The sequence below is a fragment of the Sessilibacter corallicola genome (genome assembly GCF_021290925.1).
Taxonomy (GTDB): domain Bacteria; phylum Pseudomonadota; class Gammaproteobacteria; order Pseudomonadales; family Cellvibrionaceae; genus Sessilibacter; species Sessilibacter corallicola.
The window spans coordinates 352,032-366,757 of record NZ_JAJSLX010000001.1 but is presented as its reverse complement, the minus strand read 5'-3'; the positions used below and the strand labels follow the sequence as shown (position 1 = coordinate 366,757).

The window sequence follows — 14,726 nt, the reverse complement described above, 5'->3', positions numbered from 1 at the left end:
TAACACTCATTGTAAACCTATGTTGAAATTTATGTGTGCTATTTAGTGAGCAGATTTTTAAATTATCTGTCAAAATTGACAAGTCACCTATTATTTACACGCTTGATTAATTCCGGTTCTTGTCCGTGGTTTCAAGTAATATAGCGCTGAATCAGAGGCTCGTTTACTTCAACTCCCATTGAGAGCCGTGTACAGTGTCGTCTTTTCTACCGACGGCGAGAATTGGTAAAGGTAAAATATGGAATTTCCAACGATAGAAGCTTATGTGGGAAATACACCACTAGTCAGGTTGCAGCGTTTGCCGGGCAACACAACCAATACCCTATTGGTGAAATTAGAAGGTAACAACCCGGCCGGCTCCGTAAAAGATCGTCCAGCGCTTTCAATGATTAACCGAGCACTGGCGCGCGGTGATATTAAACCGGGCGATACGCTTGTTGAGGCAACCAGCGGCAATACCGGTATTGCCTTGGCGATGGCAGCAGCGATTAAAGGCATTCGCATGACTTTAATTATGCCGGATAACGCAACCGATGAACGTAAAGCCGCAATGACTGCTTATGGTGCCGAGCTTATTCTTGTGACAAAAGAACAAGGTATGGAAGGCGCGCGTGATCTCGCCTTGGAAATGCAGGCCCAAGGTAAAGGTATCGTTCTCGATCAGTTCGCTAATTTGGATAACCCGGAAGCCCATTTCGAAGGCACTGGCCCAGAAATTTGGGAGCAGACTCACGGCAAAATTACTCATTTTGTCAGTTCAATGGGTACCACGGGCACAATCATGGGAACATCGCGATTTCTAAAACAGAAATCCAAAGACATTCAAATTATTGGTCTTCAACCTGAAGACGGCGCGTCCATTCCCGGAATTCGACGTTGGCCCAAAGAATATTTACCGTCTATTTTTGACGAGACTCGTGTTGATTCGATTATCAATATGGGGCAACAAGAAGCAGAAAATACGATGCGCGCTTTGGCTGAGCAAGAGGGTATTTTTTGTGGTGTGTCTTCTGGTGGCGCGGTTGCGGGAGCATTGCGTTTAAGTCAAGAAGTAGAAAATGCGGTAATTGTCGCTATTATTTGTGATCGCGGTGATCGGTACTTATCGTCTGGTGTATTTAATTAACCAACTGTTCAATATTCTCTTCAAAAAGTTAATGACGTAGTTTCCGGTTTTTAAGGTGCTGAGTTATTAGTTTCGATTGTCGTGATGTAGAAGTCTTGCTCGTACGGGCTTCTACCACGGATTTTCTCCTTTCTTTTTAACGATTGTTTAACACACTTATATATTAATTTATGGCGATTAATAGTTTTTGAAAGCTAAAAAGTTCTAAAGGTCGCTGGAATATTTGTTACAATAACCCGCTTAGCAGTGCAGTATTTTAGCTGTGTTACTAAGGTCGGATGTTAATACCTTTGCGTACTTCATACACTGGCCTCAATGGATTCCTATTAATAATAAAAATTAAATTCATATTGTCATGATTCTCGCCATTTTCATTAATCAATTCTAAATTTCTAATCGTTCGATCTCTATAATGCACCTATTTCAGTTTTAAACATTCAGTATTAAATAGATTGCTATAAATGTGAGTAATGCTGTGCTAGCACTTTGTTCATGCACGTATTACTTGATCAGAGCATAAACGTTAGGAGTTGTTTTTTTGGTTAAGCTATTTACCCCTTCGCGTACCTCTCGGCCTTCGCTTCCAAAGAAGGCAGAATTGACGATTGACGGTATGTCCAGTGAGGGGAGAGGTATTGCTCATCATCAACGACAAACTGTGTTTGTTGACGGTGCATTACCGGGTGAGCGCTGTTTGGTGCGTTTTACAGGAAAAGAAAAGGGTCACTTGACCGGTGAAACCGTGTCTGTTATTTCTCCTGCTTCGTACCGTCGCGAACCATTTTGTCGTCACTACGAAGAGTGTGGCGGTTGCGATTGGCAGCACCTCGATCGGCAACATCAGCTTCAATTTAAGCAAGACAACCTACTGCAAAGCTTAAAAAAGCACGCAGGTATTGAACCTAGGGTCACGCTTGATCCGCTGACGGATCAGTCCTCTCGCTATAGAAACCGCGCGAAGTTTTCTGTTTGGTTCGATAAAAACAAGCAACGCGTCATCGGCTTTCGTGAGAAATCCAGCAAAAACATTGTCGGTATTCAAACCTGCTCGGTTTTGAATCAACGCATCGATGACGCTTTCCAGGTGATTAAGCAATGGGCTGAGTCTCAATCAGTCCTGTCTCGCATCGATCAAATTGACATCACGGATGACAACAGTCGCTTAGCGCTGATTTTGTCGTATTCGAAATCCATTAATGATCAGGACCTTCAGGTTTTGACTGAAGGGCTAGAGTCATTGGGGTTTGAAACAGATGTTTGGCTAAAAAACCGAAGTCAGATGTCGTTGTATCAAAGCTCGCAAATTTCTCCCGAATACACCGTGAAAATGCCGAATTTAGGGTTAGAACTGCTGTTCAGCCCCAGTGATTTTATTCAGGCCAATCAGGGCATGAATGAAGCAATGGTTTCGCAGGCCGTGGAGTTACTGTGTGCGGGCATGAAAAATCCAGATACTGCCAACGTACTCGATTTATTCTGCGGCATTGGTAATTTTTCGATTGCTCTGGCGCAGAAAGTGGGCAGTGTCGTTGGGGTTGAGCTGCACGAAGAAATGGTGGCTAAAGCCGAGGTCAATGCACAAAGATCTGGTACAGATAATGCGTCTTTTGTGGCCGCAGATTTGCACGCTGCGGAGTCACCTACCTGGCTAAAAGGGCAGTTTCAGGGCGTTTTATTGGATCCTCCTCGTGCTGGCGCGAAAAATACAATGGCGCTGATAGAGAAACTCCAACCTGAATCTTTGGTCTACGTGTCGTGTAATCCAGCAACCTTAATAAGGGATGCCAAGGCACTTCAACAGTTTGGTTATCAGCTAGACAGTTTGGGGCTAATCGACATGTTTGCCTATACGCACCACAGTGAGGCAGTAGCAAGTTTTGTGCGCAAAAAATAGCAGCAACGTGCCTTGAATGAGCTTATTAATTAAGCCCAAAAATGGGGCGATCTATTTAGTAGTAAAAGTTTAGCAGTAAAGGTTATTAGTAAAGGTTATTAGTAAAGGGCTAATCGCGGCCTAGATTTGTAAACAATTTATCCATAACGAGTATCAAACTTTTATTCCAGCAATGACTGCTCAAAAGGCCATTGCCAAATAACTAATCAGTGTACCGACTGAATTTGAGATTGGCCTGTTGTCGATCTGTGGAAATGAGTTCGCGCCTAATTGGCTTGATAAAGAAAAGGAAAATTCAGCAGGACGAGCAGTCCGACGACAGAATATTATAAAGGCTACACATGGTTAAAGTTCGCGAAGATATACCTCTCGATGCAGGCGGGGAGGTAGACATTAATACATGGGTTGAACAAATTGCCGCCACAGCTGGCCTCAGTGACGAAGGTTGTGGCAACCTCGTTAAGGCGATTGAGCTTTCACAGACCGCCGATATGGAAGGTCCTGAGAACCACCCATGGCATCACAGCAGTTTTAAGTCGGGCTTAGAAATGGTCGAAATTTTGGCCGATTTGAAGCTTGATTGCTCCTCTTTGGTGGCCGCTTTGTGCTACCGAGCCGTTCGTGAGAAAAAGCTCCAACTCGATCAAATAGAAGATAACTTCGGCGAAGAGGTTTCTAAGCTGATTCGCGGAGTCACAGGGATGGCGATCATTACCAGCATGCGTAATGACACCAACGAAGAAGTGTTTGGTCGCGAATCCCAAGAGCAAACCGAAAAAGTCCGAAAAATGCTGATTGCTATCGTTGATGACGTTCGTGTTGCGTTAATCAAGTTGGCAGAACGAACCATCATGATTCGGGCGCTGAAATCTGCGCCACAAGAAAAGCGTACCAAGGTTGCTCGCGAAGTCTCCGAAGTCTATGCCCCGTTAGCCCACCGTTTAGGCATTGGGCACATTAAATGGGAACTGGAGGATTTGGCATTTCGCTACCTCCACAGTGAAGAATACAAACGCATTGCGAAATTGCTCGATGAACGCCGCTTGGATCGTCAGGGCTTTATCGACAATGTTATTGAAACGCTAGAGACCGAGCTGGATAAAGCGAATATTCATGGCTCCATTATGGGGCGCGCTAAGCATATCTACAGCATTTGGCGAAAAATGCAGCGCAAAGCCATCGGTTTTTCTCAGGTGTACGACATTCGTGCGGTGAGAATACTGGTGCCAACGGTTCGCGATTGCTACGCGGCATTAGGCATCGTTCATTCTCTGTGGCGAAACATTCCCAATGAGTTCGATGATTACATCGCTTCTCCTAAAGAAAACGGTTATCGCTCACTTCATACCGCAGTTATTGGTCCAAAACAGAAAGTGCTGGAAGTTCAAATTCGAACGCAAGCCATGCACGAAGAAGCCGAATTTGGCGTGTGTGCTCACTGGCGCTATAAAGGCACGGATGACGACAATGAGGCCGACAGCTACGAAGCCAAAATTTCCTGGTTGCGCCAAGTCCTTGAGTGGCACGAAGAAGTCGGCGGTGGCAATCCTCTGGAAGATCACCTCAGCCATGGCATTGAACAAGATCGTATCTACGTTTTCACCCCTGAAGGTCATATCGTCGATTTGCCCCAGGGCGCTACCCCGTTGGATTTCGCTTACCAGATTCACACCGATATCGGCCATTGCTGCCGAGGCGCAAAGGTAAACAGCCGCATTGTTCCTTTGAATCACCAATTGCAAACCTCCGATCAGGTTGAAATCCTCAAAGGTAAGCGCGAAGCGCCGAGTCGAGACTGGTTGTCGTCGGATTTAGGGTATCTGCGTACCTCCAGAGCCCGAGCACGAGTCCAGCAGTGGTTCAAAATGCAGGCGCGCGATCAAAATATTGCCGACGGTCGCGTTATGCTCGATCGTGAGTTTCGAAGAATGGCGATTCAAGAGCTCGATTTTGATCGACTGGCGCAGGTTACGGGGCTTAATTCCCTGGATGATCTTTACGCAGCGGTTGGAGCCAGTGATTTGGGCGTTCATCAGGTATTAAATGCTGCGCAAAAATTGCTCGGTACTCAAGAGCCCGATGAGCCGTCGTTCTCGCTGACATCGCGAGCCTCTTCAGATGTAGGGGCAGATTTGTACATTGACGGTGTTGGTAATTTGCTGACGAACATCGCTAATTGCTGTCATCCAGTTCCTGGTGATGCCATTGTTGGTTACATCACGAAAAACAAAGGGGTTGCGGTTCACCGTCAAGATTGCCAAAACATCTTGCATCTGTCCGAAGACGAACCCGAGCGAATCATCAAAGTTGATTGGGGTGAGGCACCACAGCAGGTTTATTCCGTGGATATTATCGTCGAAGCTTTCGATCGTCACGGCTTGCTTCGTGACATCACTACCTTACTTGATAATCAGAAAATCAACGTCAGTGCGCTACAAACCTTGTCTGATAAGAGTCTGAACACGGTTGATATGCTGTTCACCATTGATATCCGCAGTTTCGAAGAGCTGAGCCGCATTCTGGCGAAATTGAATCAGTTGCCAAACGTAGCCTCAGCACGGCGAAAGCAGCGAATGGAAAGTACGCATTGATTACGACTGGTTTGAGCAATTTGGCCGTTACATCTTGGCCATTACATTTTGAACATAGTCGATTTGAGAATAGTCGTTTGAGATAAGGGAGCAGAAGCTCCCTTTTTTTGTTTAAAAAGTCACTGATTTGCGGGAATTTACGTTATCCTCCACACAAAATTAGACTCATCATTGCCAAACCGAAAGGTAATTTATCTATGCATACCATTGAAGATCTTCAGAATCTTATGGCGCGATTGCGCGATCCTGAATCCGGCTGTCCTTGGGATTTGCAACAAGATTTTCATACGATTACAGCTTCCACTATTGAGGAAGCCTACGAAGTCGCAGACGCGATTGAGCGCGGCGATTTAGATCACCTCGCCGAGGAGTTAGGCGATTTGTTGTTTCAAGTGATTTTCTACAGTCAGCTTGGCAAAGAGCGCAATTTGTTCAGTTTTGATTCGGTTGTCGACAATATTGTTACCAAACTCGTGCGTCGCCACCCGCATGTGTTTCCTGACGGTAACTTATACGGAGAAAACAGAACTGATCTTCAAGCAAAAGACGAAGACGCAATCAAAGCGAGTTGGGAAAATATAAAAAGCCAAGAGCGAGAAGAGAAAGGCCACAAAAGTGTTATTGCCGACGTTCCCGTGGGTTTACCGGCACTCAGTCGCGCGCAGAAATTACAAAAGCGCGTTGCAAAAGCCGGTTGGGATTGGCGGGATCTTGAAGGCGTGGTTGATAAGCTCGATGAAGAGCTGAACGAACTCAAACAGGCTTTGGCCGATCAAACCAACAACCCAAGTGAGCACAACGAAAGCAAAGTCTACGAAGAGTTGGGCGACTTGATGTTTATGACCGTGAACTGCGCGCGCTTCTTAAAGTTCGATGCAGAAAATTGTTTGCGCGACAGCAATCGTAAGTTTGAAAGGCGTATCCAAGGGGTAGAGTCCCACCTTGAAGATTTAGGCGGCAGTTTCCACAGCGCTGAAAGTGACGATATTGATCAAGCTTGGGAAGAAGTGAAGGCGAAAGAAATTCTATAAAGATGGTCGTTTTTCACGACTCATAGTCACGTGTGTTTCACCGTTATTCGTGTTCATTGCAACAAATTACGGGCGACAATTGTTGGAATAGTGTGCCAATATGACTAAAAGTATCCGGTTACAGAATGAAGAAAGTTCTTCTAAAAGCGCAAAAACTGTGGCTATTTTCTCCAAACTTCCAACTTTCAGGTTACCTTTTCTGCCAAAATGTAGACTAACTGCTAACTTGAGATAAACCCTACGCCCGTGTAAGGTAGCCGCCAAAAGCGATAGCTAAATAGAAAATATTCGCAATCGAATCGATTTGAACAGTTATTAATTTTATAAAGTTAAAAAACTATAGGAGCTACGTGTATGCGGATCATTCTTCTCGGTGCACCAGGTGCGGGTAAAGGTACTCAAGCTAAGCTTATTATGGATGAGTATTCCATCCCTCAAATTTCTACTGGTGACATGTTGCGTGCAGCAGTGAAGAACGAAACCCCATTAGGCCTTCAGGTTAAAGATATTATGGCATCTGGTGGTCTGGTTTCTGATGAAATTATTATCGGTTTGGTAAAAGAGCGAATTGCAGAAGACGATTGTGCAAAAGGCTTTTTGTTCGACGGTTTCCCTCGCACTATTCCACAAGCAGAAGCGCTTTTGGAAGCGGGTGTTGTCATCGACCACGTCATGGAAATTCACGTTGAAGACGAAGAAATTGTTGCTCGCTTGAGCGGTCGTCGTGTTCACGAATCTTCTGGTCGTGTGTATCACGTTATCCACAATCCGCCTAAGCAAGAAGGCTTGGACGACGAAACTGGTGAGCCGTTAATTCAACGTGAAGACGATACCGAAGAAACCGTTCGTAAGCGTCTTGCGGTATACCACGAGCAAACCGAGCCATTGGTTGACTTCTACAGCAACCTAGAATCTCAGGGCGATGCTCCTGCGGCTGTTTTCACCAGAGTTCCTGGTGTTGGCAGTGTTGACGAAATCAAAGAGCGCGTATTCGCTGTATTCAAATAAGTTTGCAGCGCTTACAACTCTTTTAAAAAACGCCCCTTTGGGGCGTTTTTTTGTTGGTAAATTTGATAAACTTTTCTCTACTGTAAAAAATCTATTTCCAATCGCTATTCATACAAGACACTCCTTTGAAAATACTTGCCCTAGAATCTTCCGCTGAAACCTGCAGTGTGGCATTGACTGACGGCCATCAAGACTACATTCAAATTCGCCACGAACCTCGTCAACACGCCAAAATGTTCCTGCCATTAGTACAAACGGTGCTGGATCAGGCGGGTTTTACGCTCAAAGATTTGGACGCCATTGCCTTTGGTCGCGGTCCAGGTTCTTTTACGGGCCTAAGAATTTGCATGAGTGTGGTTCAGGGGTTGGCCTATGGCGCAGAAATTCCTGTGATTCCAATTTCTACGTTGGAAGGTTTGGCGTACAGCGCGCAGAGAAACCTCTTATTACCGGAAGGTTCAACGGTCGTTGCTGGATTCGACGCTAGAATGTCGGAAGTGTATTTGGGCTGTTTTAATGTTGTTAATGGCACAACCGTACTTCACAACGCAGAATCTGTGATTGGTATTGAAGCTGCGAAAGAACCGGCATCCCAGTTGCAATTAAAAACGGCGTGTTTTGTGGGCTCTGCTTGGAAGATTGAACAGCTCGCTGAATTTTCTTCTCCAGAAATGTCTGATTTATCGGTCACTGCGGAAGATATTCTCGGGTTGGCTAAACGTGAGTTCTTGAACGGTAATGTGATGTCCGTTGAAAATGCCCAACCGGTGTATTTACGTGATGACGTCGCGTGGGAAAAGCGTGTCCGAATTCGGACTGAGAACCTAGTGTAGATTTAGCAAACTTTACAAGTATTTTTAAATTCCCTTCTAATTTTATTGATAAGATGCTTCTAATCTTATTATTCAATCTCGTTAATTTTTAATACAGATAATTTGACACATGCTCAAGTTTATCGCCGTCTGCTTACCACAAGGATGACTTAACGAATGGATATTATTCAAATTATCTTACTAGCGCTGATCCAGGGCATTACTGAATTTTTGCCTATTTCGAGTTCAGCGCACTTAATTTTGCCCAAAGAAGTATTGGGCTGGCCCGATCAGGGGTTGGCGTTTGATGTTGCGGTTCATTTTGGCTCATTAATCGCTGTGCTGGCTTATTTTCGAAAAGATGTCGGCAAAATGATTGTCGCTTGGTTTTCACAGTTTGGTGCACAAGGTGCTAATCAAGACAGCCATTTGGCGTGGATGATTATTGTCGCCACGATTCCAGCGGGTTTAGCCGGACTTTTATTTAATGACTATATAGAAGCAAATTTTCGTTCAGGGTTTGTGATTGCTATAACCACGTTAGTGTTTGGGGTTGCACTTTGGTTTGCTGATCGAAAACAAAAACTTTCTAAAAATATTTATCAGATAGGAATTATTACTGCGTTAATCATTGGTATTGCTCAGGCAATGGCACTTATACCTGGCACGTCGAGATCGGGCATTACGATTACTGCGGCTTTATTTTTGGGTTTTACCCGTGTTGACGCGGCGCGATTTTCTTTTTTCATGTCAATTCCCATCATTGTTTTGGGGGCGTTGTTTAAAACTTACGAATTAATTGAGACAGGCAGCATCGCCTGGATTGATTTGGCTATTGGTACCGTGTTGTCGGGTATTAGTGCTTATTTATGTATTCATTATTTTCTCGCCTTTATTGAGCGAATTGGCATGTTGCCGTTTGTGATTTATCGCATGATTTTAGGTGGGCTGTTACTGATTATGTTTTGGTAAATCCAGGATTCATTTGAATGTTGAGTCAGAAATTTGCGAAAACATGACTGGCCTCACGAAACCATCTTGGAGCGTATCAACTTTATTTCTAACAGCTTGACTACAATGCAGTAATACGTGAAAGCTACGATTGGAGGAGTTCCCCTTATGGCGGTTGTGCCAAAACAGTTGACTAGATTTCACCCTTTCTCATCCTTGGCTCCAGAATACTTGAGCCATATTTGCGAACAGGCTGAAGTTGAAAGCTACGCAAAGGGAAAAATTGTATTTAAACGCGGCAAGGAGTTGCCAAAACTTTATTTCTTACTTGAGGGGCGAGTAAAGTTAGTTGATGCTAATTTTGAAAGCCGCGAAATCAACACCGGAGCTGAAAAGTCCGATTATGCGTTGAATGAGCTGAACCCAAGTAAGGAATCTGCCGTTGCTATCGAAGACGTCAAAATCTTGCTCGTTGATCGAAAAGAGCTGGATTTAGTGATGGCGGCATCGCAATCGAAAGAAGATATACCGGTTGAGGCTCAAGGCAGCGATGATGACGACTTTGTCACAGCGCAAATCAATTACCTTGACGCTTATGCTTACCCACAACCGGCGGTGCTCGATAGCGAATCCAGTGATTGGATGAGCAAATTGCTCGATTCTCCGTTGTTTTCGTCGGTCTCTCCGGGCAATATTCAGCAACTTTTCTCGCGTTTTGAAGAAATTGATCTCACCGCTGGTGATGTCATTTTTGAATCAGACGACGAAGGTGATTATTTTTACGTAGTCTCGCGCGGAAGTGCTCGAATATTCCCGCAAAACAGTATGGATGCCATCGATTTAACGATAGGTGATTATTTCGGTGAAGAGTCCCTAGTCGGTGATACGACCCGCAATGCAACCGTTGCCATGACAACCAGCGGCGCGGTTATGCGTTTATCCAAGCAGGATTTCGTCGAATTGCTACAAAAACCGTTATTCAAATACATCGAAAAAGATCAAATCGACGAATTCGGTCCACAAGTTCAGTTATTGGATGTTCGTTTACCCATTGAACATCGTCATTATCGAGTCCAAGGAAGCCGCAATATCGCACTGGCTAAATTGAGAGATTCGTTGGATTCCCTCGATCCTGGTTACACCTACGTGGTAACGGATGACGCAGGATGCAGAAGTAAAGTTGCTGTGCAATTGCTGTTACAGAAGGGTTTGAGTGCCGTTATCTTAAACCAATCGAGCAACTGCTATACATAATTGGCGTTGTTTCTCTTCAAGACTTCACGGCATGTTTTGCGCGAAGTCTTGAAAGAAAGGCATTCGCTGCTTTCTTTATTGTCTTGATCCTTTCTTCCCCGAGTTTTTCTAGCAAATCTAATTTTCAATACCAATCCTGTTCTTCAATCAGACTCACTTCTTTATTTGGGCCCAGCTCTTCATACAAACCCAGCTCTTCATGCGAACAAGTCGCGTTGATTTCGTTACTATAGCGCTTTAAACAAGTAACCTGAGCATTCCAGTGACACAGCCAGCTAACAATCAAAAGCGCATTTTGCTGCTCTCTGCCTATCATGGGCAAAGCCATGAACGTTGGTGCAGAGAATTAATGGCACAACTCACCGAATATCATTGGACCCTGGAGGCGCTGCCAGCTCGCTACTTTTCTTGGCGAACACGCGGCAACAGTTTGACGTGGGGAATGGGTGAATTTCCGAACCTGGATAATCACTATGACCTGTTGTTGGCCACCTCAATGGTTGATTTGACGGCGTTAAGAGGTTTTCGTCCAAACCTGGCGTCGGTGCCAACAATTTTGTATTTCCATGAAAATCAATTTGCTTACCCTGATAACGACAAGCTTCAAGGCAAGGTAGAGATTCAGTTAACGAGTTTGTACAGCGCATTGGCCGCCGATAAACTGATATTCAATTCGCTGTTCAATCAAAAGACTTTTTTAGCCGGTACCGAGGCTTTACTTAAAAAACTTCCCGACGGAATTCCCCGTGGTTTAGTCGATCAGCTGTCTAGTAAAAGTTCTGTTATTCCGGTTCCCGTCGATGAAGTTATTAATGATGATTTGAATCATTGCCAGCGAGTGATCAATAAGTTTCGATCAAATTCGACGCACACGGTGCATGTGTTGTGGAATCACCGCTGGGAATGGGACAAAGGCCCTAGCTTACTCCTAGAGATTGTTCGAATTTTAGCCGAAGAAAAATGGTTGGGCCGATGTTTTAAATTTCACATTGCTGGTCAGCAATTTAGACGTGTGCCAGATGCGTTCTCCGATATTAAAGCCATTCTTCAACAGAACAATGCACTTGAAACTTGGGGTTTCGTCGACAGTTATCAAGATTACCAAGCGCTTATTCAGCACTGTGATGTGGTTTTATCGACCGCCAGCCATGACTTTCAAGGATTATCAATGATTGAAGCGGTCTCTCAAGGCTGTCTTCCTCTTGCACCACAAGACTTGGCTTATCCTGAATGGTTTGATTCTCAGTATCTCTATACAGTAAACGCCGGTGATGTTGAAAAAACCGCCAGAAACGCGGTAAACAAGCTTGTTTCTTGGTTTGTACCTAAACACGATGGCGCCGGTTGTTCATTGAAGGGGGCGGAAGAATTCAGGACGAGGGACTGTTCTTCACTGACTTGGCAAGCCTTGAAACCCAAGTACGAGGCGTCGTTGAATCAATACCTTCAGAAATAACCGATGATTGAAACCTTATTGCGTGAAACCTTTTTTGTGTAACCCCGTTTTTGCGTAAAGCTTTTTTATGTAAACCCTTTTCACGGGTAATGCCATCTAAGGACTAAACCCGTTATTATAGTGCTTTGAATATAACGATCATTGGGTCGTTTCGTGCGATTGACAGACGAGCTAGTAAATTATCATGAGCAAACAAAGAGTATTAACGGGCATTACAACAACTGGCACCCCTCATTTGGGTAACTACGTCGGTGCTATTCGACCTGCGATTGAAGCCAGCAAAGACGACAGCAATTTATCATTTTATTTCCTTGCGGATTTTCACGCGTTGATTAAGTGCGGTGACCCAGAGATGGTTCATCAATCTACGAAAGAAATTGCAGCAACTTGGTTAGCTTGTGGCTTAGATCCAGAAAAAGTGGTGTTTTATCGTCAATCGGATGTTCCAGAAATTCCAGAGTTGTGTTGGTTGTTAACCTGCTTAACTGCAAAAGGTTTGATGAACCGTGCTCACGCTTATAAAGCTGCCGTTGATGAAAATACCGAAGCCGGTGAAGATCCTGATTTCGGCGTGAATATGGGTTTATACAGTTACCCGATTTTAATGGCGGCAGATATTTTATTATTCAACGCCAATAAAGTGCCTGTTGGTCGAGACCAGATTCAACATATTGAAATGGCAAGAGATATTGCGGGTCGATTCAACCATCATTACAGCAATAAATTTGTCTTACCCGAAGCGGTTGTCGACGACAATGTTGCTGTATTGCAGGGGTTGGATGGTCGCAAAATGAGTAAGAGTTACGGTAATACCATTCCTTTATTTTTACCGACAAAAAAACTGCAAAAGCACATTAATAAGATTAAAACAAATTTACTCGAACCAGGCGAAGCTAAAGATCCCGATACCTCAACGGTATTTCAAGTGTGGCAAGCATTTGCAACACCTGAGCAAGTAGAAGAAATGCGTGCTAAATTCCAAGACGGCATTGGTTGGGGTGATGCGAAGAAAGAACTGTGCGCCTTAGTGGATGCAGAAATTGCACCTGCGCGCGAAAAATACGAAGAGTTAATGGGAAATCCTGTGGTGATAGAGCAAGCGTTGCTTGAAGGTGCAGAGAAGGCTCGATCTTACGCAACCGATTTAATGAAAGAGTTGCGCGACGCCGTGGGAATTCGAAAGATCATTAAATAACTCAGTTACTGAAAACTACCATTTTAAATTTATCGTTACGTTACTACAGAGAAAATAAGCAGATATGGAAGCAATAATAGCGACAATTACGGCCATCGTGGCCTTACCCATCTTTTTTGTGATTGCCTTTTTTTATTGGATTCCAATTTTGTTTATTTTATTTTCTGGCAAAGTGACTATGGCGGAAAAAATTGCTTGGATTTTACTGACTTTCTTTGTGTCTTGGTTTGCTTGGATCTTCTTCTTGTTGTTGGCGCCGATTAAACCTAAACGATCAGAATATTGATTGTTAGTCATAACACAGTCAGTTGTTAACGCAGAAACCTCTGAGATTATCAGAGGTTTCTTTTTTTAAGAGTTGAGTTATTGAGGAGCCGGGTTTCTTAAAAGTACCGAATTTAAAAAGGTTAGAAAACTGTTGATTAAGCTCTAACCAATAAATTCACGCTGAACAGTTCATTCTCGTCCAGCCAAGTTTCTTTAAGCGTTAAACCTGCATCTGCTGCCAAACTGCTCAGTTGTTTTCTCGTGTATTTATACGAATTTTCTGTGTGAATACTTTCGCCTTCATCAAACTGAATTTTCTCGCCCTCAAATTCCACGCATTGCTCACAATCACTGACAAGGTGCATCTCGATGCGGTAGAGCTGTTCATTGTAGAAGGCTTTGTGAGAGAAATTCTCTTTATCGAAGTTAGCTTCGAAAATGTCATTGAGATGATCTAGAGCGTTCAAATTAAAGGCTTCGGTAACACCTTGTTGGTCATTGTAAGCCGCATTTAATTGATGCGTGGGCTTGTGCAAATCTACGCCTAACAGAATACCGCCATCGTTTCCGATCCATTCTGACAATTTGATTAAAAACTCTAACGCTTTTTCTGGCTCCATATTGCCGATAGTTGATCCCGGATAAAAAACGAGTTTTGATCCATTTGGCAATTCATTGGGCAGGTTATCTAATTGATTGAAGTCTGCTTGGACCGCGTGTATAGGAAGTTCAGGAAAATTTTCAGCCAGTTTGTTGACAGAATCCAATAAAAAATCACCGGCGATATCGATTGGGATGTACGCCTTCGGTTTTAAATTAGGAATTAACAGCTGAATTTTTTCACAACTGCCGCTGCCGGGCTCGATGATAATGGAGTCAATACCACAAACCTCGGCAATGTCTTGTGAGTAGGTTTCAAAAATTTTTCTTTCTGTACGTGTTGGGTAGTATTCTTCTAAGTTAGTGATAACTTCGAATAATTCACTGCCTTTTGTGTCGTAGAAAAATTTTGGATTTAGGTTTTTTCTCACACTTTTTAAACCCTCAAGCACCTCTTTAGGGTGTGTTTTTGACTGAGGGTGTAACTCATGAAAATGAATTTGATTCTCTACGCTTGCGTTCATGATGATAAAGCCTGATT

General features: G+C 43.8%; 12 protein-coding genes. 11 read left to right on the top strand and 1 reads right to left on the bottom strand.

Annotated elements, in window-relative coordinates:
• Nucleotides 1-238 precede the first annotated feature (238 nt).
• The 11 genes from cysM (at nucleotide 239) to LU361_RS01405 (ending at nucleotide 13,604) form a co-directional block, all read left to right on the top strand.
• Nucleotides 239-1,126: a cysteine synthase CysM gene (gene cysM, locus LU361_RS01455; RefSeq protein ID WP_233086538.1), complete on the top strand. Its 888-nt coding sequence runs from the start codon at nucleotides 239-241 to the stop codon at nucleotides 1,124-1,126.
• 538 nt (nucleotides 1,127-1,664) lie between these two features.
• A complete protein-coding gene (gene rlmD, locus LU361_RS01450; protein ID WP_233086537.1) occupies nucleotides 1,665-3,020 on the top strand; it encodes a 23S rRNA (uracil(1939)-C(5))-methyltransferase RlmD in 1,356 nt (451 codons plus the stop codon).
• A gap of 341 nt (nucleotides 3,021-3,361) precedes the next feature.
• A complete protein-coding gene (gene relA, locus LU361_RS01445; RefSeq protein WP_233086536.1) occupies nucleotides 3,362-5,611 on the top strand; it encodes a GTP diphosphokinase in 2,250 nt (749 codons plus the stop codon).
• A 197-nt stretch (nucleotides 5,612-5,808) separates the two neighbouring features.
• Complete coding sequence (mazG, locus tag LU361_RS01440) at nucleotides 5,809-6,642, top strand: nucleoside triphosphate pyrophosphohydrolase (RefSeq protein WP_233086535.1); 834 nt, start codon at nucleotides 5,809-5,811, stop codon at nucleotides 6,640-6,642.
• A 354-nt stretch (nucleotides 6,643-6,996) separates the two neighbouring features.
• Nucleotides 6,997-7,650, top strand: coding sequence for an adenylate kinase (gene adk, locus LU361_RS01435; protein ID WP_233086534.1), 654 nt, complete (start codon nucleotides 6,997-6,999; stop codon nucleotides 7,648-7,650).
• Nucleotides 7,651-7,775: 125 nt separating this feature from the next.
• Nucleotides 7,776-8,483, top strand: coding sequence for a tRNA (adenosine(37)-N6)-threonylcarbamoyltransferase complex dimerization subunit type 1 TsaB (gene tsaB / locus LU361_RS01430; RefSeq protein WP_233086533.1), 708 nt, complete (start codon nucleotides 7,776-7,778; stop codon nucleotides 8,481-8,483).
• A 156-nt stretch (nucleotides 8,484-8,639) separates the two neighbouring features.
• Entirely contained in the window at nucleotides 8,640-9,434 is a 795-nt protein-coding gene (locus LU361_RS01425) for an undecaprenyl-diphosphate phosphatase (protein WP_233086532.1), read from the top strand.
• Nucleotides 9,435-9,581: 147 nt separating this feature from the next.
• On the top strand, nucleotides 9,582-10,667 hold the full coding sequence (locus tag LU361_RS01420) for a cyclic nucleotide-binding domain-containing protein (RefSeq protein WP_233086531.1): 1,086 nt from the start codon (nucleotides 9,582-9,584) through the stop codon (nucleotides 10,665-10,667).
• Nucleotides 10,668-10,929: 262 nt separating this feature from the next.
• Nucleotides 10,930-12,123 (top strand): tRNA-queuosine alpha-mannosyltransferase domain-containing protein, encoded by a 1,194-nt coding sequence (locus LU361_RS01415; RefSeq protein ID WP_233086530.1) that lies wholly within the window; start codon nucleotides 10,930-10,932, stop codon nucleotides 12,121-12,123.
• Nucleotides 12,124-12,307: 184 nt separating this feature from the next.
• Nucleotides 12,308-13,318: a tryptophan--tRNA ligase gene (locus tag LU361_RS01410; RefSeq protein ID WP_233086529.1), complete on the top strand. Its 1,011-nt coding sequence runs from the start codon at nucleotides 12,308-12,310 to the stop codon at nucleotides 13,316-13,318.
• Between the two features lie 64 nt (nucleotides 13,319-13,382).
• Nucleotides 13,383-13,604 (top strand): hypothetical protein, encoded by a 222-nt coding sequence (locus LU361_RS01405; RefSeq protein WP_233086528.1) that lies wholly within the window; start codon nucleotides 13,383-13,385, stop codon nucleotides 13,602-13,604.
• Between the two features lie 136 nt (nucleotides 13,605-13,740).
• Here the strand turns inward: LU361_RS01405 and egtD are convergent, their stop codons facing one another.
• Nucleotides 13,741-14,709, bottom strand: a complete 969-nt coding sequence (gene egtD, locus LU361_RS01400) for an L-histidine N(alpha)-methyltransferase (RefSeq protein ID WP_233086527.1) — start codon at nucleotides 14,707-14,709, stop codon at nucleotides 13,741-13,743.
• Nucleotides 14,710-14,726 lie beyond the last annotated feature (17 nt).